Genomic DNA, 23,039 nt, shown 5'->3' with positions numbered 1-23,039 from the left:
CCGACGCGGCCCGCGGGGCGGACGGGCAGACTGACCCCATGACCACCGAAGCCGGAGCCGACCCCGCCGCCGAGGACCCCTGGGACATCGTCCACCGCTACGGTCCCTACGTCCTGCTCGGCGTCGGCTTCGTCCTGGTGGCCGCCACGTCCGAAGTGGTCGGCATGGGCCGCGGCGAGTGGTACGTCACCGGGGGCCTCGTCGCCACCGCCCTCGTCCTGCAGCTGTGGTGGAGCCTGCGGGAGCGCACCCGGCCGGGGCCGTCCACCGCGGGTGTCCTGTGCTACGCGGCGCGCTGGGCGGTCGCCTTCGTCGTCTCCTGGATCAACCCGTTCTTCGCCTTCTACGCGGCCGCCGGGTACTTCGACGCCGACCGGATGCTGCCGCGCCGCCTGGTGCGGCCCGGCCTGATCGCGTCCGTCGTCGTCGTGGCGGGCTCCCAGTCCGGCGGCCTGCCGCCCCACGGGCCGCTCGGCTGGGCCGTCTTCGGCGGGCTTCTCGTCGCCAACCTGGTCTTCGTGATCGTCACCGGACAGCTCCAGGAGAAGGAGGCAGAGCAGGCCCGCGCACGCATCCGGACCATCCGGGAGCTGGAGGAGACCAACGCCGCGCTCCAGGCGGCCCTGGACGAGAACGCGGCGCTGCACGCCCAACTCCTCCTCCAGGCAAGGGAAGCGGGCGTCGCCGACGAGCGCCGCCGGCTCGCCGCGGAGATCCACGACACGATCGCGCAGGGCCTGACCGGCATCATCGCGCAGCTCCAAGTCGTGGCGAACGCCCCCACGCTGGAGACCGCCCGCACCCATCTCGACCGCGCCAGCGACCTGGCCCGGCACAGCCTCGGCGAGGCCCGCCGCTCCGTGCACAACCTCGCGCCGGCCGCCCTGGCCGACGCGACCCTCCCTGAGGCGCTGAAGAAGACGGTCGCGGACTGGGCCGTACGCACGGGCGTCCGCGCCGAGTTCACGGTCACCGGCACCGCGGAACCCCTGCACGACGAGATCGAGGCCACGCTGCTGCGCATCGCCGAGGAGGCCCTGTCGAACGCGGCCCGGCACGCGGCCGCCACCCGCCTCGGCGTCACCCTCTCGTTCATGGCGGGCGAGGTCACCCTGGACGTCCGCGACGACGGCCGCGGCTTCGACCCGATCGCCCTGCCCGCCCGCACCGGCACCGCCGGCTTCGGCCTGGACGGCATGCGGGCCCGCGCCGAGCGGCTCGCGGGCGACGTCACCGTCGAGTCCGAACCGGGCGGCGGCACGGCGATCTCGGCTCGCGTACCGTTGGTGCCCCATGACAAGTGACGCGACCATCACCCTGCTCATCGTCGACGACCACCCCGTCGTACGCGACGGGGTCCGTGGCATGTTCGAGTCCGCCGCGGGCTTCACGGTCCTCGGCGAGGCGGCGAACGGGGTGGAGGCCGTCACCCGCACCGCCGAACTCGACCCGGACGTCGTCCTCATGGACCTGCGCATGCCGGGCGGCGGCGGCGTCGACGCCATCAAGGAGCTGTCCCGCCTCGGCGCCCGCGCCCGGGTCCTCGTCCTCACCACCTACGACACGGACTCCGACACGCTGCCCGCGATCGAGGCGGGCGCCACGGGCTACCTCCTCAAGGACGCCCCGCGCGAGGAACTCTTCACGGCCGTACGCGCCGCCGCCGAAGGCCGCACGGTCCTCTCCCCGGCGGTCGCCTCCCGCCTGGTCACGGCGGTCCGCACCCCCGCCCAGGCCGACGAGACGCTCTCGTCCCGCGAACGCGAGGTCCTCGTCCTGGTCGCCAAGGGCACCTCGAACAAGGAGATCGCCCGCGAGCTGTTCATCAGCGAGGCGACCGTCAAGACCCATCTCACGCACATCTACGGCAAGTTGGGCGTGAAGGACCGCGCGGCGGCGGTGGCGGTGGCGTACGACCGCAAGATCCTCGGCTAGCCGGGCTCAGCCCAGCTCGTCGGGCGTGACCGTCACCCACCGCTTGTCCGCCGTCACCTTCTGCCCCAGCTCCTTCTGCCGCCGCACCCCGTCGGCCTTCATCCGGTCGATCTCCTTCATGTAGCCGTCCTTGCGGTTGACCCACACGCGCACCCCGCCGCGCGCCACGTCCACCGACCGGAAGAGCATCGGCCCGTCGCTCTTGGGCGTGTCCCCGGCGCCGATGACCGGCTTCTTCCAGGCGTCGACGTACGTGCTGATGGCCGCGGGCTTGCCCTCGTACCAGGTCAGCGGCGCCCACAGGGTCGGCGTCAACTCCCGCCCCGCCAGAGCCTTCTGGTCGTACGTCCCGGCGGCGATCTCCTTGCGCGAGCTGGTCACGTCGCCGGTGGCGCGGTCCTCGAGCAGGGCGTCCACGCCGATGACGTTCTCGGGCCGCACGTCGTACCCGTAGCGCGGATCGGCGAGCACCATCCGTACGAGGTCCTCGCTCGCGGCGCTGATGACGTACACGCGGATCCCGTGCCGGGCGAGCACGTGGTAGAGCTCCTGCATCCCGGGCGACACCCGCGGCGGCTCGGCACCACCGGGCAGCGACCCCTTGTGGGCCATCAACTCATCCACGTAGACCTTGAGTTGCTTCAGGGTGAAGCCGGAGAAGATCTGCGCGGCCCACGGATAGCAGACCTGGTCGTCGATCTCGCACAGCCGGGCGTAGTACTCGGTCAGGGTCTCCTTGTGGTCCGCGGTGTCCTTGAACGGCACGACCGTCAGCGACGGGTCCATCGTCTCCCGCGTGAGGACGCCCTTCTGCTCCATGAACGGCAGCAGGGACTCCTCCAGATCGTTGCGGTACGTGGTGTTGTCCGCGTCGAACACCGCGTAGTTGCCGCGGTGTTCGTGCTCCGTGACGACCCGGGCGAGCTGCCGGGCCTGCGCCTTCGGCCAGTGCGCAAGCTCCGCGGTCACGGCGCGTGCGCCCGCGCCCCGGTCGTCGGCCGCGGTCGCCTCGGCGCGCGGCCAGAGCACGGTGGTGGCGAGCGTGGCGAGGGCGGCGGCGCCCACGGCACCGGCGAGGAGGGGCTTCTTCTTCAGGAGGGTCACGGCGCGCAAGGCTAGGGGGCGCTCGCGCCCCGCACCATGATCGAACTCACCGCGGGTGACCGGCATGCGACACCCGCGCGCGGGTAGGTCCGCCTTTGCATACTGGAGGCATGGGCAGCATCAGCTCGTACGAGTTCGTGCACGCGACGCCGCGCCCCGGCAGCCCCGTCGTCTCCGCGGTCGGCTACCGCTCGCAGGGGCAGCGGCCCGCGCTCCACCGCGGCCTGCCCTCCCCGTACCTCACGGTGATCTTCACCCTCGACGGCCCGGTCGTCAGCGGCGCCACCCCCGAGCAGGCGCAGGGCCCGGACGCGCAGCGCACCGACGTGGTCGTGGGCGGCCTGCACCGCAGCCCCGCCTTCATCGTGCAGCCCGAGCGCGAGGCGGGCGTCCAGCTGGCCGTGCACCCGTTGGCGGCCCGTGCGGTCCTCGGCGTCCCCGCGGCGGCCCTGAGCGACGAGCTGGTCACGGACGGCACGGCCGTCCTGGGCCGGCAGGCGGCGCGCCTGCGCGAAGAACTGGCCGAGTCGGCCGACTGGCAGTCCCGCTTCACCCGCCTGTCCGGGTACCTCCTGCGGAACGTGGACGATCCCTACGCGGGCGTACGTCCCGAGGTCGCCGAGGCCTGGACGTGGCTGGCCCGGCACCGCGGCGCGGGCTCCCTGCCGGGCCTCGCGGCGCACGTGGCACTGAGCGAACGCCGCCTGACGACCCTGTTCCGCGCGGAGACGGGCCTGAGCCCGATGCAGGCCGCGCACCTGATGCGCTTCCAGCACGCGAAGGCGGCGCTGGTCCGCGCGGTCACCTCCGGGGCCCCGCCCCACCTCGCCCGGATCGCCACGGACCACGGCTACTGCGACCACTCCCACCTGGTCCGCGCGTTCCAGCAGTACACGGGCCTGAGCCCGACCGGGTGGCTCGCCGAGGAGTGCCGGAACATCCAAGCCGGGGGCCACCTGAACGGCGAAGAATCACCACCATGAACACCCACGAGAACACCAGCGAGAACACCCTCCGCGAACCCGCCGTCTGGCCGTCCCTCCAGGCGGACGACGCCCCCGCCCTGATCGACTTCCTCGTCGGCACGGTCGGCTTCCTGCGCACCGCCGTCTACGAGGACGCGGGCCGCGTCGCCCACGCCCAGCTCGACTGGCCCGAGGGCGGCGGCATCATGCTCGGCTCCCACGACCCGGACGCCGACCCCGCGACGTGGTGCCTGCGGCCCGGCACGTTCGGCGCGTACGTCGTCACCGACCGGGTCGACGAGTTGTACGCCCGCCTCGTCGCCGCGGACGTCAAGATCCTCCGCGAGATCGAGGACCAGCCGTACGGCAGCCGCGAGTTCGCGATCCTCGACCCCGAGGGCAACAAGTGGTCCTTCGGCACGTACAGGGGCGAGCCGCGTCCTTGACGGCTCTCGCCGTAGCTTCGCCGGTCCGGTCGCCGGGTGCGGTCCGGTGGGAACCGCGCGACCAGCCCCCACCGGGCCGCGGCCGTCGACGAAAGCGCACCCGGCAGACGCGTAGCTATCCCCGCACGCGAAGCAACAGCACCGATCGCGCCCCCACCACCACCGCGGAGCCCGCCGCATGGACCACCCCCGGCGGCGCGACCTCCTGTTCCTCCTCACCCGTGTCGACGACCACCTCGTACGACCGGGCCCACGGCTCACCCGGCAGCACGAACGACTCGGCCCGGTCACCCGCGTGCAGCACCGCCAGGAAGCTGTCGTCCTCCACCGGCAGACCCCGCGCGTCCCGGCCGGGGATGTCGCGGCCCGACAGATACATCCCGAGGGTCGCCGCCGGGGCGTACCAGTCCCGCTCCGTCATCTCCGTGCCGCGCGCCGTGAACCAGGCCAGGTCCCGCAGCCCGTCGGCCGAGTGCGCCCGGCCCGAGAAGAACGCACGGCGGCGCAGCACGGGGTGGGCGTGGCGCAGTGCGATCAGCCGTGACGTGAGGTCGAAGAGCGCCCGCCACCCGGGGTCCTCCAACAGCCCCCAGTCGACCCAGCTGATCTCGTTGTCCTGGCAGTACGCGTTGTTGTTGCCGCGCTGCGTGCGCCCGAACTCGTCGCCCGCGACCAGCATCGGCACGCCCGTCGACAGCAGCAGCGTCGTGAGCAGGTTCCTCAACTGCCGCTTGCGCAGGGCGAGTACGGCGGCATCGTCGCTCTCGCCCTCGGTCCCGCAGTTCCACGACCGGTTGTCGTTCGTCCCGTCCCGGTTGCCCTCCCCGTTGGCCTCGTTGTGCTTGCGCTCGTAACTCACCAGGTCGCGCAGCGTGAAGCCGTCGTGCGCGGTGATGAAGTTGACCGAGGCGTACGGCCGCCGCCCGCCCCACGCGTACAGGTCGCTGGAGCCGGAGAGCCGGTAGCCCAGGTCCCGCACGTCCGGCAGCGCGCCCCGCCAGAAGTCCCGTACGGCATTGCGGTACCGGTCGTTCCACTCCGTCCACAGGGGCGGGAAGGCCCCCACCTGATAGCCGCCCGACCCCACGTCCCACGGCTCCGCGATCAGCTTCACGCGCCGCAGCACCGGGTCCTGCGCGATGACGGCGAGGAACGGCGACAGCATGTCGACGTCGTGCATGGAGCGGGCGAGCGCCGCCGCCAGGTCGAAGCGGAAGCCGTCGACGCCCATCTCCGTCACCCAGTACCGCAGTGAGTCGGTGATCAGGCGCAGGACGTGGGGCTGGACCACGTGCAGCGTGTTGCCGCAGCCGGTGTAGTCGGCGTACCGGCGCGCGTCGTCCTGGAGCCGGTAGTAGCCCCGGTTGTCGATGCCCTTCAGGGACAGCATCGGGCCCAACTCCCCGGCCTCCGCCGTGTGGTTGTAGACCACGTCGAGGATGACCTCGATGCCCGCGTCGTGCAGCGCCCGCACCATCCGCTTGAACTCGCCGACCTGCTGCCCGGCCGTGCCGGACGCCGCGTAGCCCGCGTGCGGCGCGAAGTAGCCGATCGAGTTGTAGCCCCAGTAGTTCTGCAGGCCGCGCCGCAACAGGTGGTCCTCGTGGGCGAATTGGTGCACGGGGAGCAGTTCGACCGCGGTCACGCCGAGCCGCGTCAGGTGCTCGATCGCCGCCGGGTGCGCCAGGCCCGCGTACGTACCCCTCAACTCCTCGGGGATACCCGGGTGTTGCCGGGTGAAGCCGCGTACGTGCAGCTCGTAGATGACGGAGTCCGCCCACGGCGTCTTCGGCCGCCGGTCGTCGACCCACTCGTCGTCGGGTGCGTCGTCGTGGACCACGACGCCCTTCGGGACGTACGGCGCCGAGTCCCGGTCGTCGCGCACGGTGTCGGCCACGTGCTGCTCCGGCCAGTCCCGTACGTGGCCGTAGACCTCCGGAGGCAGCCGGAACTCCCCGTCCACCGCCCGCGCGTACGGGTCGAGCAGCAGCTTCGCCGGGTTCCAGCGGGCGCCCGTCCACGGGTCCCAGCGGCCGTGCACCCTGAAGCCGTAGCGCTGCCCGGGCAGTACGCCAGGCGCGAAGCCGTGCCAGATCTCATGGGTCAACTCGGCGAGCGGCGCCCGCCGTTCACGCCCCTCCTCGTCGAACAGGCACAGCTCGACGGACTCGGCGCCACCCGCCCACAGCGCGAAGTTCGTGCCCGCGACCCCGTCCGGGCCGACCCGGAACCGGGCACCGAGCGGCATGGGCGCGCCGGGCCACAGGGGCTCCGCCCGCGCGACGGGCCCGTGTTCCTGGACGTACGGCACCGGCAGGCGGACGGGCGGCCTCCCGTGCCCGTTCCCCGTCCGGCCCGGGGCGCGCGTCTCCTGGCCGGCCTGCACGGCCTCCTGCTCGGGTGCGCTCGACACCTGTCAGCCTCCCGCGGCTCCACGACCGGCTGGGCGCCGGGGGCGACGGCGTCCCTGCCGCCCTGTCCCCCGGGGCCTGCCCCGTCCCCTCCTCACTGTTCTGCCCAGAGCTTGGGTCGCACTCACGTTTCCCCAGAGGGGGCGGCGTCGTTTCCCTGACGTGAGAACAGCTGTGAGGCGCGCGCGGCGCGCAGGGGCGACACTGGCCGCCGTACTGACATGGGCAGGACTGGTCGGCGGGCTCGCCGGATGCGACTCGGGCGGGGTGTTCGGCAAGCCACGCTCGCCCGAGGACCAGATCCGGGTCACACCGGACGACGCGAGCAAGGACGTGCGGGCGGAGGGGAAGCTCCAAGTCGAGGTGCCCGACGGGCGGTTGGAGTCCGTCAAGGTCGTGCGGATCCAGGACGCGCAGGAGGAGCCGGTCCCCGGGCGGCTCGAGGACGACGGGACGCTCTGGCGCCCCACGGGCCCTGGCGCGGACCGGCTGACGCTCGCCGCGAAGTACACGGTCGACGCGGTTGCCGTCGACGGCCACGGCCGCCGGATGGCCCGTCACACCACCTTCACGACGTACGTGCCCGACGAGCGGTTCATCGGCTACGTGACGCCGGAGAACCGGGCCACGGTCGGCACCGGCATGATCGTGAAGCTGGAGTTCAACCGGGACATCGAGAACCGCGCCGCCGTCGAGCGCGCCGTCGAGGTCACCGCGCAGCCGCCCGTCGAGGTGGCCCCGCACTGGTTCGGCAAGAGCCGTCTGGACATCCGGCCCGAGAAGTACTGGAAGCCCGGCACGAAGGTGACCGTCGCCCTGAAGCTGCGCGACGTGGAGGCCGCCCCCGGCGTCTACGGGCTGCAGTACAAGACGTTCTCCTTCACCGTCGGCCGCAGCCAGGTCAGCGTGGTCGACGCGGCGGAGCACACCATGGAGGTGCGCAGGGACGGCGAGTTGGTGGACACCCTGCCGATCACGGCCGGGGCGCCGCGCTCGACGACGTACAACGGGAAGATGGTCGTCACCGAGATGCTCGACGTGACCCGGATGAACAGCCGCACCGTCGGCTTCGGCGGCGAGTACGACATCCCGGACGTGCCGCACGCGATCCGGCTCACCGACTCCGGCACGTTCCTGCACGGCAACTACTGGTCGGGCAGTGCCTTCGGGTCCACGAACGTGAGCCACGGCTGCGTCGGTCTGCGCGACGTGAAGGGCGGCAGTTCGCTCACCCCGGCCGGCTGGTTCTTCGACCGCACGCTCATCGGGGACGTCGTCGAGGTGCGGGGCAGCGCTGACAAGAAAGTGGCTCCTGACAACGGGCTCGGAGGCTGGAACATGGACTGGAAGGCTTGGAAGGAGGGCGCGGCCGAGACGCCGTAGCCCCGTTCCGGCTCCGTCGCAGGCGGGGAAACCCCAGGGGGGTGGGGCGTTGGGACCAAACAGTGACATAAGCGGGGATCCGTTTCCGCAGGTCGTGTGGTTATCTTTCGCCAGTGCGCGCGGGGCGCGCGGGGGTGCGGGCCCTGACCGGGGCCGTGCGAGGGGAGAAGAACATCTTGAACGGGCGACGACCGATATCGGCGGCTCTGCTGGGGGCGGCACTGCTGCTGGTCACCGCGTGCGGCGGGGGTGGATCGGACTCGGGTCACGACGGCAAGGGCGGCTCCGGCAAGGAGTCGAGCGCGGCCGATGCGAACAAGCCGTCGGTGGCCGTCGTGACCGTCGCGCCGAAGGACGGCGCGGGCGACGTGGCCACCAGCGGGGCGCTCAAAATCACCGCGGACAAGGGCAAGTTGACGGAGGTCAAGGTCTCCGACTCCAAGGGCAACGCGGTCGCGGGCGAGATCACCGGCGGCACCAGCTGGACCCCCGCGCACCACCTGGCGGCGTCGACCACGTACAAGGTGCACGCGGTCGCCAAGGACGAGGACGGTCGCGCGTCGGCCAAGGACACCAGCTTCACCACGCTCACCCCGAAGAACACCTTCGTCGGCACGTTCACCCCGGAGGACGGCTCGAAGGTCGGCGTCGGCATGCCGTTCTCGGTCCGCTTCACGCGGGGCATCACGCACCCCGAGGACGTCGAGAAGGCGATCACCGTCACGACGGAGCCGTCCGTCCCGGTCGAGGGCCACTGGTTCGGCAACGACCGCCTGGACTTCCGCCCCGAGAAGTACTGGGCCGCGGGCACCAAGGTCACGGTCAAGCTGAACCTGGACGGCGTCGAGGGCCGCCCCGGCGTCTACGGCAAGCAGGTCCGCACGGTGAAGTTCACCATCGGCCGCAGCCAGGTCTCCACGGTCGACTCGAAGACCCACGAGATGACGGTCATGCGTGACGGCAAGTTCTACAAGAAGATCCCCATCACCACGGGCAAGCCGGGTTACGACACCTGGAACGGCCAGATGGTCATCAGCGAGAAGCTCGCCGTGACCCGGATGAACGGGGAGACGGTCGGCTACGGCGGCGAGTACGACATCAAGGACGTCCCGCACGCCATGCGCCTGACCAACTCGGGCACGTTCATCCACGGCAACTACTGGGGCGGCGACGCCTTCGGCAACTACAACGCCAGCCACGGCTGCATCGGCCTGCGCGACGTCCGCGGCGGCTACGACAGCAAGGTCTCGGCCGCGTGGTTCTTCGACCGGTCGATGATCGGCGACGTGGTGATCGTCAAGAACTCGCACGACAAGACGGTGGCCCCGGACAACGGGTACAACGGCTGGAACATGTCCTGGGACCAGTGGAAGAAGTAGGGGCTGGGGGACAGGGGTGAACGGCCGCTAACCTGCGGAGCATGACCGTTCACCTCGAAGTAGCCGACGCCGTAGGGACGATCCGCCTGGACCGCCCCCCGATGAACGCCCTGGATGTCGCCACCCAGGACCGCATCAAGGAGCTGGCACAGGAGGCCACGGCCCGGGACGACATCCGGGCCGTGGTCGTCCGCGGCAGCGAGAAGGTGTTCGCGGCCGGCGCGGACATCAAGGAGATGCAGGCCATGGACCACGCGGCCATGGTCGTCCGGGCCCGCGCCCTGCAGGACTCCTTCACGGCAGTGGCCCGCATCCCGAAGCCCGTCATCGCCGCGGTCAGCGGCTACGCGCTGGGCGGCGGCTGCGAGTTGGCCCTGTGCGCCGACATCCGGATCGCCGCCGACAACGCCAAGCTCGGCCAGCCGGAGATCCTGCTCGGCCTGATCCCCGGCGCGGGCGGCACCCAGCGCCTGGCCCGTCTGGTGGGCCCCTCGAAGGCGAAGGACCTGATCTTCACGGGCCGCCACGTCCGGGCGGACGAGGCGCTCACCATCGGCCTGGTCGACCAGGTGGTCCCGGCGGACGAGGTGTTCACCGCCGCGCACGCGTACGCCGCGAAGCTGGCGCAGGGCCCGTCGATCGCGCTGCGTGCCGCGAAGGAGTCGGTCGACGCGGGCCTGGAGACGGACCTCGAGACGGGGCTCACCATCGAACGGAACTGGTTCGCGGGTCTGTTCGCGACGGCGGACCGGGAGACCGGTATGCGCAGCTTTGTGGAGGAAGGTCCCGGCAAGGCGACGTTCGCCTGACGGAGGCTCAGGCGAGTCGGTCAACTCCCTTGGAGGCAAGGCGAGTTGATCACGTCCCCCGTTGGAGCGCATTATCCTGACCTTAAGACAACCTTAAGCAAACCTTGTCCGTGACGATCAAGAGCCGGTCGCGCACGGTAAGTCATCGCAGGTCAGGCGGTGCGTACCAGACCCTTAACTGCCGCTGGCATATGCCAAAACAGCCCCCCGGAATGAGGCGTTCCGGGGGGCTTATTCAGCCGGAACGGCCCCACGGACCCCTCGGTACGGCCATCATGGGGGCATGGCGGGGCTTGAGGGTGTCGAACAACCGCGGCGGCACGGGAGTGCGACCGCGGCGCGCTGGTCTCCCGCGGTCGAGGACGAATACGCGCTGCGGGCGCTGGAGTTGTTCGGAAATCCGACCGAGGCGGAGGTGCCGCTGCCGTCGCGTCCGGAATCGGCGGCGACCGCCCGGCGGCTCGCCCAGGTGGTCGTCCTGCGTCAGTGGGGCCTGTCCCCGAAGATGACCGAGGACGCCGTCCTGCTCGTCTCCGAGCTGGTGGGCAACGCGGTCCGGCACACCGGCGCCCGCATCTTCGGCCTGCGCATGCTGCGCCGCCGCGGCTGGATCCGCGTAGAGGTGCGCGACCCCTCCCGCGGGCTGCCGTGTCTGATGCCGGTGCAGGAGTTCGACATCTCGGGCCGCGGCCTCTTCCTCGTCGACAAGCTCTCCGACCGCTGGGGCGTGGATCTGCTGCCGCGCGGCAAGACGACCTGGTTCGAGATGCGGGTCGCCGACCGCTGACCGCTGATCGCCGACCGCTGATGGCGGGAAGACGCACGAAAGCCCCCGTTCTCGCCGTTGTGCGGCGCCGCGGGGGCTTTCGTGTGATGCGCCGCGAACGGTGGGGGGTGAAGTCCGCGGCGTCTGTGACGACCTGGCCCGGGTCAATGGGGGTCGATGCACCGATCATGGCAGACAACACCACGGGCGATCAAATGAATCGTTGGTGACGTGGCCCACTGGCCTAGTAAATGAAGAATAAGTACACCTGACATCCAGTAAACGTTAAGGGACCCGGGTCGGTAGGCGGCTTTTGTCCCTGATCCCCCTTAAATAGGCGGGTGACCAAGGCAGAACCGATCCGACGCCGCTCGGCCCTGCGTGTCGGCGCCGGGCTCACCGCCGCACTCGCCACCGGCTGCGCCACGGACGAGCAGGCCGCCACCACCCCCGCCCCCAAGGCGCACCCCACCACCTCGCCACCCGCCGCCGCGCGCGCCGCGCCCGCACCCCGCCGCCTGCCGGGGCTGCCCGAGCAGATCGACCACGGGCCGCGCACCGGGAACCGCGTCGCCCTCACCTTCCACGGCCAGGGCGATCCCGCGATCGCGTACGCGGTCCTGGAAGAGGCCGAGCGGGCCCGCGCCCACGTCACCGTCCTCGCCGTCGGCAGCTGGCTCGACGAGCACCCGGACGCCGCCCGGCGCATCCTCGACGGCGGTCACGACCTGGGCAACCACACCCTCCACCACCGCGACATCAACGCCATGTCCGAGGCCGACGCGTACGCCGAGATCACCGGCTGCGCCGACCGCATCCGCCGCCTCACCGGGTCCATCGGCACCTGGTTCCGGCCCTCCCGCACCCAGAGCGCGACACCGCTCGTCGCCCGCCTCGCGCAGCGCGCCGGCTATCCGCACGTCCTGTCGTACGACGTCGACTCGCTCGACTTCACCTCGCCGGGCCCGGCCGCGGTCGTCGACAACGTCACCTCCGCGGTGCGCCCCGGCTCGGTCGTCAGCCTGCACTTCGGCTACGCGGACACGGTCGCCGCCCTGCCCGCCCTCCTGGACCACCTCGACCGCCGCGGCCTGTCCGCGGTGACCTGCACGGAGCTGCTCACGTGAACATCACCTCCCGCCGCACCTCCCGCCGCACCTCTCACCGCACCGGAGTCCTGCTCGCCGCTGCCGCCACCGCCGTCGTCGCCGCGCTCGCGGGCTGCGGTGCCGAGCAGGCGGACATCACCAAGCCGGTCAAGCCGGTCAAGCCTGCCGTGCCCGAGAAGAAGGTCGTGTACGGGCTGCCGGGCATGCCGCCGGTCCTCGACTCCAAGGACGTCTACGCCGCTGACCGCCCGGGCAAGCTGTCCCCGGTGGTGAAGGACTTCCCGTCCCGGGTCTACGTCCCCAACACCGAGTCCGACACCGTCTCCGTCATCGACCCCAAGACGTTCGAGGTCATCGAGACGATCCCGGTCGGCCGTGAGCCCCAACACGTCGTCCCCTCCTGGGACATGAAGACGCTCTGGGTCAACAACGACAAGGGCAACAGCCTCACGCCCATCGACCCCAAGACCGGCAGGACGGGCAAGACGGTCGACGTCCACGACCCGTACAACCTCTACTTCACGCCCGACGGCAAGCACGCCGTCGTGATGGCCTCGCTCGACCGCGAACTGGTCTTCCGCGACCCGCACACCATGAAGATCGACCACACCGAGCCGGTCACCTGCTACGGCGTCAACCACGCCGACTTCTCGCTCGACGGCCGCTACTTCATCGTCAGCTGCGAGTTCAGCGGCGAACTGCTCAAGGTCGACACGGCGAAGATGAAGGTCGTCGGGCAGCAGAAGCTGCCCTTCGACGGGGCGATGCCGCAGGACGTGAAGATGTCCCCGGACGGCAAGAAGTTCTACGTCGCCGACATGATGGCCGACGGCATGTGGGTCCTGGACGGCGACACCTTCTCCAAGCCGACCCTGCTGCCCACCGGCAAGGGCACGCACGGCCTGTACGTCAGCCGCGACTCCAAGGAGATGTACGTCTCCAACCGCGGCGAGGGCACCATCTCCGTCTTCGACTTCGCCCGGGACCGCGTGACCAAGAAGTGGAAGCTGCCCCAGGGCGGCAGCCCCGACATGGGCGGCGTCTCCGCGGACGGCAACACCCTGTGGCTGTCCGGCCGTTACGACTCCGAGGTCTACGCCATCGACACCCGCACCGGCGTCCAGATCGCCCGCATCCCGGTGGGCACGGGCCCGCACGGCCTCGCGGTGTACCCGCAGCCCGGCCGCTACTCCCTCGGCCACACCGGCATCTTCCGCTAGCCCTTCGGCCGCCCGGCTACAGCTCCAGCATCAAGGCCTCCGACCCCACGGCCCGGTACCCGGCCGCCTGGAAGACCCGGACGCTCCGCGCGTTGCCGGGCGACTGCTGGGCCCAGACGTGCTCCGACGGCACCAGATGCCGGGCGGCAACGGCCAGTTGCCGCCCGAGCCCCCGGTGGCGTACGGACTCGTCCACCTCGATCGACGCCTCCCAGCGCCCGCCGAGCCCCCGGCCGATCGCCAGCACCCCGCCGTCCGCCTCCCACACCCGGACCTCGTCCCGGTGCGACAGCGCCCGCGCCACCCGCGGATGCTCGCGGTCCCGGATCTCGCGCAGCGCGAGCGGCGCCGGCCCGGCCAGTGCGGGAGCCACGGTCACCAGGTCGATCGTCTCGTGCGTACGGCCCGTACGGTCCATGAACGCCGTCAGGAACCGGGCGTTCATGGGCGCCGAGAACGGGTCGCAGTCCACCGCCGCCAGCGCCTCGCGCACCCACGCCTCGGGCTCGTCCGTGACGACCACGGTGTGCGCGGTGAACGCGAGGATCCCGGCGTCCCGGGCGTTCGTCTGCGGCACGACCGTCAGCGTTCCGTCCGGCGCGGGGAAGACTCCCTTGGCCACGGCGTCCAGAATGTCCCGCAGATTCACTTCGGCTCCTCGCTTGAGTCTCCACCCACTGGAAGGCCCAGACTCCCAGACATGATCGACGACGGCCCGACCCTGCTCACGATCGGACAGCTGGCCCGCCGTACCGGCCTCACGGTGCGCACCATCCGCTACTGGTCAGACGAGGGCGTCCTGCACCCCGTGACCCGCAGCGGCGGCGGCTACCGGCTGTACGACGCGGAGTCCGTGGCCCGCCTCGAGCTGATCCGCACCCTGCGGGAGCTCGGGTTCGGCCTGGACGACGTGCGCAAGGTGCTGGCCGGGGAGGCGGACATCGCTGCCGTCGCCGCCGCGCACGTCGCGGCGCTCGACGCGCAGATCAAGGTGCTCCGGCTCAACCGGGCCGTCCTGTCGACCGTCGCGAAGAGGAAATCGAGCGCCGAGGAGATGGCTCTGATGAACAACCTGGCACGCCAGTCAGCCGCCGAACGCAAGCGGATCATGGACGATTTCGCCGAGGAGATGCTGCACGGCCTGGACAACGTCGATCCGGTGATCCAGGAGCGGATGCGCGGCATGAGCGCCGGGCTGCCCGACGACCCGACGCCCGAGCAGGTCGACGCCTGGGTGGAGCTCGCCGAGCTGCTCCAGGACCCGGAGTTCAAGGCGAAGATGCGCCGGGCCTCCGAGTACAACGCGGCCGACAGGGCCCCCGAGGAGGCGGCCGGGGCCTCCATGCGGTTCCTGCAGAAGCTCGTCGCCGTGGCCGGTGACGCGGTGCGCGACGGCATCGCCCCCGAGTCCCCGCAGGCCGACGTCGTGCTGCGCGAGCTGCTCGGCCCGGACGCCGACCGGCCCGCGGTCCTGGACCGCCTGCTGACCACGATGGACAACAAGGTCAACCGCTACCGCGAGCTGCTCACCGTCCTCAAGGGCGTTCCGGTCCAGTCCCAGCACCGTGAGGAGTTCGCCTGGGTACTCGCCGCACTGCGCGCTCACCCGGCCAGCTAATCTGGCCCCCGTCAAGACAGCAGTACGTAAACGAGGGGTGGTCCCGGTGGCGGACATCGAGGCGGCACGCAAGGCGTTCGAGCGGTTCGACGCGGACGGCGACGGTTTCATCACGGCGGCCGAGTACAAGAGCGCGATGGCGCAGATGGGCGACTTCAACGTCACCGAGTCGGTGGCCGAGGCCCTCATCGCCCGGCAGGACGCCAACGGCGACAAGGTCCTCTCCTTCGACGAGTTCTGGGCCAACCTCAACAAGGCCTGAGCACTCGGGCTCTCAGGCTCCGGGCGCGGCCCGGTTCACCGCGGACAGCACGGCCCGTACGGACGCCGTGAGGACCGAGGTGTCCCGGCCCGCGCCCCACGCCTGTCCGGCGCCGACGCGGCAGTGTACGTAGGCGACGGCCTCGCTGTCGGGTCCCGCGGTCAGTCCGTGCTGGGCGAAGGACAGGATGTCCACGTCGACACCCGCCGCCCCGAGGGCGTCCGCGAAGGCCGCCAGCGGACCATTGCCCTTGCCCTCCAACTCCCGTACTCCGCCGTCGATTTCGAGTACGCAGCTGAAGTGGTGCACGTCGACGCCGTCCTGCCGCGTCGACCACTCCCGCAGCACCACGGGCCCCTCGGCGTCCAGATAGGCGTCACGGAACAGCGCGTACAGCTCGTCCGCCGACGCCTCGCGGCCGCTGTCGTCGGTCGCTTCCTGTACGGCGCGCGCGTACTCGGTGACGCTTTCGTGGACGCCGACATCGCGCTGCACGCGGCGGTCGTCGCCGCGGCACACAATCCCGTACTGACCGATCTCTTCGGGGAGTTCGCCCCGGCGCTGCGGCAGGGCCTGATCGCCCTGCTCGGCCTCGTCGACGTACGGCAGGCGGAGGACGATCACGGGGACGCGGCGCACACGCAGCTCGTGGAGGCCGTCGCGGCCGGGGACGCCGAGGGAGCCGGGCGGGCCGCACGGGAGGAACTGGCGGCGATCCAGGGGAAGTTGGGGGTTCCGGAGGCCGATTGACCCGGCCGCGTTGCCCCGGTCGGCCCCTCGACCCGGGCCGCCCGCGGTGCCATCCTCCATCTGCTCACGCCCACGGGGGGCGAATTCGACGCAGCGGGTGCGACATGGCCGAACGGGGATGGATCACGGGAATCGGAGTCGCCCTGGTGCTGGCTCTGCCCGCGGCGGGGTGCGCCAAGGGCGGCCCCGACGCGTCCGACGGCTCGGGCGGCGCCACGGGCTCGTCCGAGCACATGACGTCGGGCGGCGCTGACGACGGGGGCGACGGGGGCGACGGGGGAGCGGTGTCCGGCGGTACGGGCGGGTCCGGTACGGGCGGGTCCGACAACGGGGGTACGGGAGGCGGCAGTTCGGGCGGCGGCGGGTCCGGGGGAGGCACGGGATCCGGCGGCGGGACGAACGGCGGAGGCGGCTCGTCGGGTTCGGGCGGCTCGTCGAACTCCGGAGGGTCGACATCGGGCTCCGGGGGAGGGTCGACGGTCGGCGGCGGAAATGGGGGCGGGAACGGCGGCGGGAACGGCGGCGGGAACGGCGGCGGGAACGGCGGCGGAAATGGGGGCGGGAACGGCGGCGCCCCCGGCTACCCCAGCGGCGGCGGAGGCAACGGCGGTGGCGGCAACGGCGGCGGAGGCGGCGGTGTGCCCGGCTCGCCCATGCACATCCCCGACTTCCAGCAGAAGGGACGCCCCCTCGACTACACGGACGACGAGAACAACGCCTGGACGCAGATCCAGCAGGGCTTCGCGGACCAGTGCCCCCAGAAGAAGCTCTGCGTCGAACTCGTCCGCGTCTACGAGGACGTGACCGACCCCGACATGGGCCCCTGCGCCTACCTCGGCTTCACCCGCCCGGGTGCGGGTCAGGAGATGCACAAGGGCGACCGGATCGAGGTCGTCGGCGCCAAGCCCTGCCCCCCGGTCGTCCCGGAACTCGGCGCCGACCTGAAGAACCGCCCGATCAACGACGCGGGCCTCGGCCCGGCCAAGCCCAGCGTCTGGCCCGACATCCAGGCGAAGTTCGAGGCCGCGTGCCCGGGCGGGCAACTCTGCGTCACGCTGGAGCGCGTCTACGAGACCATCGCCGGAGTGGACCCCTGCGGCTACGCGGGCCTCACCCGCCCCGCGCAGGGCACCCGCATCGAGGACGACACCACCGTCAAGGTCGTCGGCGGCGCGCCCTGCCCGCCCGCCGGACCGTGACCTCCGAACCGCCGTCCGGCGCCACCCCGCCGGCCCGGCCACCCCGGCCGGGCACGCCCGACACCAGCGAAATCCGCCGCCTGGGCGCGCTGTTCGGGGCCGTCGCCGCGCCGACCAGCTTTGTCACCGCGCTGCTCTACTACTTCGGCTGGCACCACGCGTACTGGTTCTTCGAGTACTACGGCGTGAACTCGACCCTGCTCGGCCTCGGCACCGTCGACTACCTGATGCGCAGCCTGGACGCGCTGTTCGTGCCGATGATGGTGATCGCCGCGTCCGCCCTGCTGGCGTTCTGGGGCCACGACGTGCTCCGCACCCGGCTCGCCGCGGGCTACCGGCCACAGGTGCTGCGCCGGGCGGTGCCGGTGCTCGCCGGCGTCGGCTTCCTGCTGGGCCTCGCCGGATTCTGGAGTGTGCTCGGGCACACGTTCCTGACCCCGTACGTCGTGCTCGACCCGCTCAGCCTGGCCTCGGGCGTGATCCTCATGTCGTACGCCCTGAACCTGCGCCGCGCGCTGGCCGCGACCGTTGCCCCGGACCCGCCGCGGCCGCCACCCGCGCCACCCGCCGACCCGGACACCTCGGACGCCGCACCGGAACCCCCCGCACCGGCGCCTACCACCCCGGCGCCCGCGCCCCTTCGGCGCGAATGGGCGGCCGTCGCCGAATGGGGAGCCCTCTTCGTCGTGCTCGGCCTGAGCCTCTTCTGGGCCGCCAACGACTACGCGGCATCCGTGGGACACGGCCGCGCCGTCCACTACGGGGCACACCTCGCGTCCCAGCCCGCCGCCGTCCTCTACAGCGAACGCGACCTCTCCCTCGACGAACCCGGAGTACGCGAACTGCGGTGCGACGGCGCCTCATCGGCGTACCGCTACCGCTACGACGGACTCGTCCTGATCCTCCAGTCGGCGAACCAGTACGTCCTCGTGCCCAGGAGCTGGACGCCCGCCACCGGCGTCGCCGTCGTCCTGCCGCGCTCCGACTCCGTACGCCTGGAGTTCGTCCCGGTCCCGGCCTGGCGCGCCCTCGACCGCACCCGGTGCTGACGTGACGTCAGGCCGCCCTGCGGTACTGCCCCGGCGCCACCCCGAACTCCCGCTTGAACGCCTTGGCGAACGCGAACTCCGAGGTGTAGCCCGCCCGTTGGGCGATGACGCGCAGCGGCACGTTCGCCTCGCGCAGCAGCCGCCCGGCCGTCGTCATCCGCCACCACGTCAGATACGCCAGCGGAGGCGTCCCCACCGCCGCCGCGAACCGCCGCGCGAACGCCGCCCGCGACAGACCCCCGAGCGCGGCCAGTTCCGCCACCGTCCACGGGTGCGCGGGGTCCGCGTGGATCGCTGCGAGGGCGGCGGCGAGCGGGGGCTCGGTGAGCGCGGAGGACCAGCCGGAGGCGTGCGCGCCCGGGCTGTCCCGGCCCAGCCACCAGGCCCGCAAGATGTACAGCAACAGCGTGTCGAGGAGTGCCGAGACGATCGTGTCCGAGCCGGGGCGCGGCTCGTCCAGCTCCTCGCCGAGCAACTCGACCGCCGCCCGCAGCGAACGGTGGGTGCCGACCCGCGCCGGCAGGTGCACCACGTCCGGCAATTCGTCGAGCAGGGGGTGGGCGCGCGCCCGGTCAAGGAGGTACGCGCCGCACAGCATCACCGCGTCGGGGGTCGGGCCGACGCGGGGCCGGGGCGGCGGGGCGGGCCACGTACCGTCCAAGTTCAGCCTGAACTCCTCCGGTTCCACGCCGAGTTCACTCACCAGTGTGTGCCCGCGCCCGTGCGCGAGGAACACCACGTCGCCCGGGGCGAGCGCCGTCGCCCGCGCCGCGTCCCCCTCCGGCAGCAGCCATGCCGAGCCGCGCAGCAGCACGTGGAACCCGGCGCCGTCGTGCGCGTCGAACCGATTGCCCCACGGGGCGAACTTGTCCCGCAGTGCAGAGTGCGGCCGCCCGAGCCGCATCGCGGCGATCGCATCACTGAGTACGTCCATGAGCCCACCGTAGCGCGGGAGTCGAGGGCGATGAGACGTACGGACATGAAAGCGAGACTGGCAGGCATGGATCGTCTCGGACGCCTTCCATACGGTCGACGCATGACGAACACCGCGCTTCCCGGCACCGCCCGCGCCGTCCTCTTCCACGAACTCGGCGGCCCCGACGTCCTGCACATCGAAGACGTGCCCCTGCTTGCCCCGGGCCCCACCGAACTCCTCATCCGGGTCGAGGCGTTGGGCCTCAACCGGGCCGAGGCCCTCTTCCGCGCGGGCGGCTACTACTACCAGCCGACCCTCCCCGGATCCCGGCTCGGCTACGAGGCCTCCGGCGTCGTCGAGGCCGTCGGCGCCGACGTCACCGCCTTCACGTCCGGCGACCTCGTGATGACGGGCCCCGGCATCGAGATGGGTGCGCAGGGCGTCTACGGCGACCGGATCGTGCTGCCCGAGTCCGCGGTCCTGCCCCGCCCCGACGGGGTCGACGCGGTCACGGGGGCCGCGGCCTGGCTCACGTACACCACCGCGTACGGCGGCCTGATCGAGACGGCCGGGATGCGCCCCGGCGACCACGTCCTGATCACCGGAGCCTCCAGCGGCGTCGGCACCGCAGCGATCCAGGTGGCCCGCCGCATCGGGGCGGTGCCGATCGCGACGACCCGCACCGAGGCCAAGCGGAAGGCGCTCCTCGCCCTGGGTGCGGAGCACGTCGTGGTGACGGACGGCGGCGGCGACGTGGCGACGGAGGTCCGACGGGTCACGGACGGCCCCGGTGCCGACGTCCTCTTCGACGCGATCGGCGGGCCCGAACTGCCGCAACATGCCGCCGCGTTGAGGGAACACGGCACGATCGTGATCTACGGCTCGCTGAACGGCGCCATCGCCTTCCCGATGAACTGGCCCCAGACCATCCACACGTACGCCAACATGGCCCTCACCGACACACCGGACGGCCGCCGCCGCTCCACCGCCTTCCTGAACGCGGGCCTGCGCGACGGCGGCTTCCGCCCGCCGGTCGCCGAGGTCTTCGACGGCCTCGACCGCATCCAGGACGCCCACCGCCTCATGGAGTCCAACACGCACACCGGAAAGATCGTGGTCACTGTCTGAAGCGCCGCGCCGTCACTCGTTCGGCGGCCACCAGGAATAGGCCCGGGCCCCTCGAGGTTCGCACTCCATGCACATGCATGTATCTCTGCGGATCCCTCCCGGATCCCTCTCGAAGGGCACGACATGAAGATCGGCATCATCGGCGCGGGCAACATCGGCGGCAACCTCACCCGGCGTTTCACCGCCGTCGGCCACGACGTGCACGTCGCGAACTCGCGCGGCCCCCAGACCCTCACCGCGCTCGCCGAGGAGACGGGGGCCACGCCCGCCACCATCGAGGACGCGGTGCGCGACGCGCAGGTCGTGGTCGTCACCATCCCGCTCAAGGCCGTGGCGAACCTGCCCAAGGGCATCCTGGACACCGCGGCCGCAGACGTCGCCGTCATCGACACCGGCAACTACTACCCGCAGCAGCGCGACGGGAAGATCGCCGGGATCGAGGACGACGGCCTGACCGAGAGCCGCTGGACCGAGCAGCAGCTCGGCCACGAGGTCGTGAAGGTGTTCAACGGCACGTACGCCCAGGACATCCTCGACAAGCCGCGCCCGGCCGGCGACCCCGAGCGCGTGGCGCTGCCCATCTCCGGCGACGACACGGCCGCCAAGCAGGTCGTCACGGCCCTGCTCGACGAGATCGGCTTCGACGCCGTGGACAACGGCGGCCAGGACGACTCCTGGCGCCAGCAGCCCGGCACCCCGGTCTACGGCCTGGCCTCCGACGCCACCGCCGTCCGCAAGGCCCTGGCCGAGGCGTCGCCGGAGCGCACGGCGGAGTGGCGCGCCTGAGCGACTGCCGCGTCCACTCCCGTCAGGGCGTGGCCCACTCGCGCAGCGCATCCTCGCTCGCGAAGTCGGCCACGTCCTTGTCGTGGGGGGTGTCGGTGTACTGGTGGAAGCGCCACTTCGCCTTGATGCGGGGCTTGCCCGCGGTCACGTAGTCGGCGATCCACAGAGCGTCACCGGCGTACGACGTCGTGTCCACGTTCAGCCAGAAATCGCGGTTCGTGTAGAGGGCCACCCGGTGCTGCGGCCGCAGCCGCTTCACCTCGCGGATGAACCTGTCCTTCTCCGCGTTCGACGCCCGCGTGCCTTCCCCGGTCGTCTCCCAGTCCACGGCCAGCAGGTCCCCCGCCTTCTCCGGGGCCTTGCTCACGAAGTACTCGGCCTGTGCCGTGAGGTTCCCCGGCCACAGGAAGTGGTAGAAGCCGACCACGCACCCGGCGTCCCGTGCGTGCTTCGTCTGGGCGGTCAGGCGTGGGTTGACGTACGAACGCCCCTCCGTGGCCTTGATGAAGACGAACGACAGGCCGTCCGTGTCGAACGTGGACGACTGGTACGCGCTGACGTCGATGCCGCGGATCATGCGGGCCTCCCGGTCGGTGGGGCGACGAGGTCGGAATCCCATGGTCCACGATCGCCCGGGAATCGGCAGTCGGTTGTTTGCGCGGCCGCAGTCTTGGAAGACGCTTTACACGAAGCCGTGCAACTACCAGCGGCCTCCGGGCTGTCTGACAGGGAGTTGGGCCTCATCAGGAGGCGCGCGGGGTGTTCAGAGAGTGGGGCAGGTCGTGGGACGGCGCAAGGGCGGCGGCATAGGGATCGCATTGGTGACGGCCGCGGTGCTGGTGGGGGCTAGTGCGTGCGGCGGGGGCGGCAGCAGTGACAACGGGGCGAAGGGGGCGGACGACGGGAAGGCAGGCGGCAAGCCGAGCGCGAGTGCCTCGCCGTCGCCGACCAAGCCCAAGGGGCCGCCGATGCTCCTCGAGACGATCATGCCGCAGTCGGGTGCGACGGTCGGCGTCGCGATGCCGATCTCGGTGGTCTTCACCAACCCGGTGGCGGCCAAGGCGCGCGCATCGGTCGAGAAGCACATGAAGGTCAGCGCGTCGAAGCCGGTCGCGGGGGCCTGGCACTGGTTCGGCGACAAGCGCGCCGACTGGCGGCCCAAGGAGTACTGGCCGTCGGGGACGCAGGTGAAGGTCGTCGCCGACATGGAAGGCGTCAGCAACGGCAACGGGCGCTACGGCACGCACAGTTACACCCACTCCTTCAAGGTCGGCGACGACGTGCGCGCGGACGTGTCCGTCACCGGACACACCCTGAAGGTCACCAAGAACGGGCAGTTCGTCCGCAACCTGTCGATCAACGCGGGCAGCGCCGAATACCCCACGTGGAACGGCACGATGGCCGTCATCGACAAGCAGGAGAAGGTCCACATGACCTCCTGCAGCGTCGGCATCAGCTGCACCAAGGGCAGCGCCAACTACTACGACCTGACGCTGCCCTGGGACGTCCACCTCACCCAGTCCGGCACGTACGTGCACTACTCGACCGGCGACCCGAACCCGGGCAGCGGCTCCGCCCGCGGCTCCCACGGCTGCGTGCACCTGTCCATCGGCGACGCCAAGTGGTTCTACGACCAGGTCAAGCAGGGCGACCCGGTCACCATCACCGGCTCCCCGCGCGCCAAGGCCCCGGCGGACAACGGGTACGCGTCCTTCAACCTGAGCTGGGACGAGTGGCTCGCGGGCAGCGGGTCGGGGGAGGGCACGACCGCGACCCTGTGAGGCCGCGGCCGTGAGCCGGTCGT

The 23,039-nt window shown here is 71.5% G+C and carries 24 protein-coding genes; 18 read left to right on the top strand and 6 right to left on the bottom strand.

Translation table 11 applies throughout. The annotated features are described in order from the left end of the window. Window positions 1-38: 38 nt before the first annotated feature. Together ACIBUY_RS41060 and ACIBUY_RS41055 are read left to right on the top strand one after the other, a co-directional pair. Window positions 39-1,304, top strand: coding sequence for an ATP-binding protein (locus ACIBUY_RS41060; RefSeq protein ID WP_365570498.1), 1,266 nt, complete (start codon window positions 39-41; stop codon window positions 1,302-1,304). Further along, window positions 1,294-1,935 carry a response regulator transcription factor gene (locus ACIBUY_RS41055; protein WP_365570495.1) on the top strand — a complete coding sequence of 214 codons (642 nt, stop codon included), beginning with the start codon at window positions 1,294-1,296 and terminating at the stop codon, window positions 1,933-1,935. The genes ACIBUY_RS41060 and ACIBUY_RS41055 overlap by 11 nt, the downstream gene beginning before the upstream one ends. A 6-nt stretch (window positions 1,936-1,941) precedes the next feature. Here the strand turns inward: ACIBUY_RS41055 and ACIBUY_RS41050 are convergent, their stop codons facing one another. Continuing rightward, window positions 1,942-3,039, bottom strand: a complete 1,098-nt coding sequence (locus tag ACIBUY_RS41050) for an HAD family hydrolase (RefSeq protein ID WP_365570493.1) — start codon at window positions 3,037-3,039, stop codon at window positions 1,942-1,944. 110 nt (window positions 3,040-3,149) lie between these two features. Between ACIBUY_RS41050 and ACIBUY_RS41045 the strand changes: the two genes are divergently transcribed. Beyond that, the gene (locus ACIBUY_RS41045; RefSeq protein ID WP_365570490.1) at window positions 3,150-4,022 is read left to right on the top strand and encodes a helix-turn-helix domain-containing protein; all 873 of its coding nucleotides are present in this window, start codon (window positions 3,150-3,152) and stop codon (window positions 4,020-4,022) included. Then, entirely contained in the window at window positions 4,019-4,450 is a 432-nt protein-coding gene (locus ACIBUY_RS41040; protein WP_365570487.1) for a VOC family protein, read from the top strand. Before ACIBUY_RS41045 ends, ACIBUY_RS41040 begins: the two co-directional genes overlap by 4 nt. A gap of 115 nt (window positions 4,451-4,565) precedes the next feature. Here ACIBUY_RS41040 and glgX read toward each other — a convergent pair whose 3' ends face one another. Further along, on the bottom strand, window positions 4,566-6,863 hold the full coding sequence (gene glgX / locus ACIBUY_RS41035; RefSeq protein WP_399155404.1) for a glycogen debranching protein GlgX: 2,298 nt from the start codon (window positions 6,861-6,863) through the stop codon (window positions 4,566-4,568). A 160-nt stretch (window positions 6,864-7,023) separates the two neighbouring features. Between glgX and ACIBUY_RS41030 the strand changes: the two genes are divergently transcribed. The 6 genes from ACIBUY_RS41030 to ACIBUY_RS41005 all read left to right on the top strand — a co-directional run bounded on the left by ACIBUY_RS41030 (window position 7,024) and on the right by ACIBUY_RS41005 (window position 13,527). Beyond that, window positions 7,024-8,244: an Ig-like domain-containing protein gene (locus tag ACIBUY_RS41030; protein WP_399155403.1), complete on the top strand. Its 1,221-nt coding sequence runs from the start codon at window positions 7,024-7,026 to the stop codon at window positions 8,242-8,244. Window positions 8,245-8,420: 176 nt separating this feature from the next. Then, on the top strand, window positions 8,421-9,623 hold the full coding sequence (locus ACIBUY_RS41025) for an Ig-like domain-containing protein (RefSeq protein WP_399155402.1): 1,203 nt from the start codon (window positions 8,421-8,423) through the stop codon (window positions 9,621-9,623). A gap of 41 nt (window positions 9,624-9,664) precedes the next feature. Continuing rightward, window positions 9,665-10,432, top strand: coding sequence for an enoyl-CoA hydratase/isomerase family protein (locus ACIBUY_RS41020; RefSeq protein ID WP_399155401.1), 768 nt, complete (start codon window positions 9,665-9,667; stop codon window positions 10,430-10,432). Between the two features lie 283 nt (window positions 10,433-10,715). Continuing rightward, on the top strand, window positions 10,716-11,219 hold the full coding sequence (locus ACIBUY_RS41015) for an ATP-binding protein (RefSeq protein WP_365570472.1): 504 nt from the start codon (window positions 10,716-10,718) through the stop codon (window positions 11,217-11,219). 320 nt (window positions 11,220-11,539) lie between these two features. Further along, a complete protein-coding gene (locus ACIBUY_RS41010; protein ID WP_365570469.1) occupies window positions 11,540-12,325 on the top strand; it encodes a polysaccharide deacetylase family protein in 786 nt (261 codons plus the stop codon). Between the two features lie 50 nt (window positions 12,326-12,375). Continuing rightward, window positions 12,376-13,527 (top strand): PQQ-binding-like beta-propeller repeat protein, encoded by a 1,152-nt coding sequence (locus ACIBUY_RS41005; RefSeq protein ID WP_399155421.1) that lies wholly within the window; start codon window positions 12,376-12,378, stop codon window positions 13,525-13,527. Between the two features lie 16 nt (window positions 13,528-13,543). Here the strand turns inward: ACIBUY_RS41005 and ACIBUY_RS41000 are convergent, their stop codons facing one another. Further along, entirely contained in the window at window positions 13,544-14,176 is a 633-nt protein-coding gene (locus ACIBUY_RS41000; RefSeq protein WP_365570466.1) for a GNAT family N-acetyltransferase, read from the bottom strand. A gap of 51 nt (window positions 14,177-14,227) precedes the next feature. Here ACIBUY_RS41000 and ACIBUY_RS40995 point away from each other — a divergent pair, with 51 nt between their 5' ends. Together ACIBUY_RS40995 and ACIBUY_RS40990 are read left to right on the top strand one after the other, a co-directional pair. Further along, on the top strand, window positions 14,228-15,145 hold the full coding sequence (locus ACIBUY_RS40995; protein WP_365570463.1) for a MerR family transcriptional regulator: 918 nt from the start codon (window positions 14,228-14,230) through the stop codon (window positions 15,143-15,145). Window positions 15,146-15,191: 46 nt separating this feature from the next. Next, entirely contained in the window at window positions 15,192-15,407 is a 216-nt protein-coding gene (locus ACIBUY_RS40990; RefSeq protein WP_365570460.1) for an EF-hand domain-containing protein, read from the top strand. 12 nt (window positions 15,408-15,419) lie between these two features. On the opposite strand, the gene ACIBUY_RS40985 is transcribed toward ACIBUY_RS40990, so the two are convergent. Next, complete coding sequence (locus ACIBUY_RS40985; RefSeq protein WP_399155400.1) at window positions 15,420-15,902, bottom strand: alpha-isopropylmalate synthase regulatory domain-containing protein; 483 nt, start codon at window positions 15,900-15,902, stop codon at window positions 15,420-15,422. On the opposite strand from ACIBUY_RS40985, the gene ACIBUY_RS40980 reads away from it, so the two are divergent. The 3 genes from ACIBUY_RS40980 (at window position 15,879) to ACIBUY_RS40970 (ending at window position 18,405) form a co-directional block, all read left to right on the top strand. Next, the gene (locus ACIBUY_RS40980; RefSeq protein WP_399155399.1) at window positions 15,879-16,157 is read left to right on the top strand and encodes an FCD domain-containing protein; all 279 of its coding nucleotides are present in this window, start codon (window positions 15,879-15,881) and stop codon (window positions 16,155-16,157) included. The two genes, ACIBUY_RS40985 and ACIBUY_RS40980, sit on opposite strands and share 24 nt — an antisense overlap. Window positions 16,158-16,261: 104 nt before the next feature. Next, window positions 16,262-17,356, top strand: coding sequence for a hypothetical protein (locus ACIBUY_RS40975; RefSeq protein WP_399155398.1), 1,095 nt, complete (start codon window positions 16,262-16,264; stop codon window positions 17,354-17,356). Next, a complete protein-coding gene (locus ACIBUY_RS40970; protein WP_399155397.1) occupies window positions 17,353-18,405 on the top strand; it encodes a hypothetical protein in 1,053 nt (350 codons plus the stop codon). Before ACIBUY_RS40975 ends, ACIBUY_RS40970 begins: the two co-directional genes overlap by 4 nt. 7 nt (window positions 18,406-18,412) lie before the next feature. Here ACIBUY_RS40970 and ACIBUY_RS40965 read toward each other — a convergent pair whose 3' ends face one another. After that, window positions 18,413-19,339: an AraC family transcriptional regulator gene (locus ACIBUY_RS40965; protein WP_399155396.1), complete on the bottom strand. Its 927-nt coding sequence runs from the start codon at window positions 19,337-19,339 to the stop codon at window positions 18,413-18,415. Window positions 19,340-19,441: 102 nt separating this feature from the next. Here ACIBUY_RS40965 and ACIBUY_RS40960 point away from each other — a divergent pair, with 102 nt between their 5' ends. Further along, window positions 19,442-20,449 (top strand): zinc-dependent alcohol dehydrogenase family protein, encoded by a 1,008-nt coding sequence (locus ACIBUY_RS40960; RefSeq protein WP_399155395.1) that lies wholly within the window; start codon window positions 19,442-19,444, stop codon window positions 20,447-20,449. Between the two features lie 102 nt (window positions 20,450-20,551). Beyond that, complete coding sequence (locus ACIBUY_RS40955) at window positions 20,552-21,235, top strand: NADPH-dependent F420 reductase (protein ID WP_399155420.1); 684 nt, start codon at window positions 20,552-20,554, stop codon at window positions 21,233-21,235. A 22-nt stretch (window positions 21,236-21,257) separates the two neighbouring features. On the opposite strand, the gene ACIBUY_RS40950 is transcribed toward ACIBUY_RS40955, so the two are convergent. Further along, entirely contained in the window at window positions 21,258-21,812 is a 555-nt protein-coding gene (locus ACIBUY_RS40950) for a glycoside hydrolase family 25 protein (RefSeq protein ID WP_365570441.1), read from the bottom strand. A 193-nt stretch (window positions 21,813-22,005) separates the two neighbouring features. Between ACIBUY_RS40950 and ACIBUY_RS40945 the strand changes: the two genes are divergently transcribed. Continuing rightward, the gene (locus tag ACIBUY_RS40945) at window positions 22,006-23,016 is read left to right on the top strand and encodes a L,D-transpeptidase (protein WP_365570438.1); all 1,011 of its coding nucleotides are present in this window, start codon (window positions 22,006-22,008) and stop codon (window positions 23,014-23,016) included. Window positions 23,017-23,039: the final 23 nt, after the last annotated feature.

It is taken from the genome of Streptomyces sp. NPDC050085 (genome assembly GCF_044460595.1).
Classification (GTDB): domain Bacteria; phylum Actinomycetota; class Actinomycetes; order Streptomycetales; family Streptomycetaceae; genus Streptomyces.
This window is presented reverse-complemented; position numbering and strand designations above follow the sequence as displayed.

Coding starts and splice junctions, on each gene's coding strand:
- ACIBUY_RS41060 (WP_365570498.1), top strand. CDS start 39: ATGACCACCGAAGCCGGAGCCGACCCCGCCGCCGAGGACCCCTGGGAC.
- ACIBUY_RS41055 (WP_365570495.1), top strand. CDS start 1,294: ATGACAAGTGACGCGACCATCACCCTGCTCATCGTCGACGACCACCCC.
- ACIBUY_RS41045 (WP_365570490.1), top strand. CDS start 3,150: ATGGGCAGCATCAGCTCGTACGAGTTCGTGCACGCGACGCCGCGCCCC.
- ACIBUY_RS41040 (WP_365570487.1), top strand. CDS start 4,019: ATGAACACCCACGAGAACACCAGCGAGAACACCCTCCGCGAACCCGCC.
- ACIBUY_RS41020 (WP_399155401.1), top strand. CDS start 9,665: ATGACCGTTCACCTCGAAGTAGCCGACGCCGTAGGGACGATCCGCCTG.
- ACIBUY_RS41015 (WP_365570472.1), top strand. CDS start 10,716: ATGGCGGGGCTTGAGGGTGTCGAACAACCGCGGCGGCACGGGAGTGCG.
- ACIBUY_RS40995 (WP_365570463.1), top strand. CDS start 14,228: ATGATCGACGACGGCCCGACCCTGCTCACGATCGGACAGCTGGCCCGC.
- ACIBUY_RS40975 (WP_399155398.1), top strand. CDS start 16,262: ATGGCCGAACGGGGATGGATCACGGGAATCGGAGTCGCCCTGGTGCTG.
- ACIBUY_RS40965 (WP_399155396.1), bottom strand. CDS start 19,339: ATGGACGTACTCAGTGATGCGATCGCCGCGATGCGGCTCGGGCGGCCG.
- ACIBUY_RS40960 (WP_399155395.1), top strand. CDS start 19,442: ATGACGAACACCGCGCTTCCCGGCACCGCCCGCGCCGTCCTCTTCCAC.
- ACIBUY_RS40950 (WP_365570441.1), bottom strand. CDS start 21,812: ATGATCCGCGGCATCGACGTCAGCGCGTACCAGTCGTCCACGTTCGAC.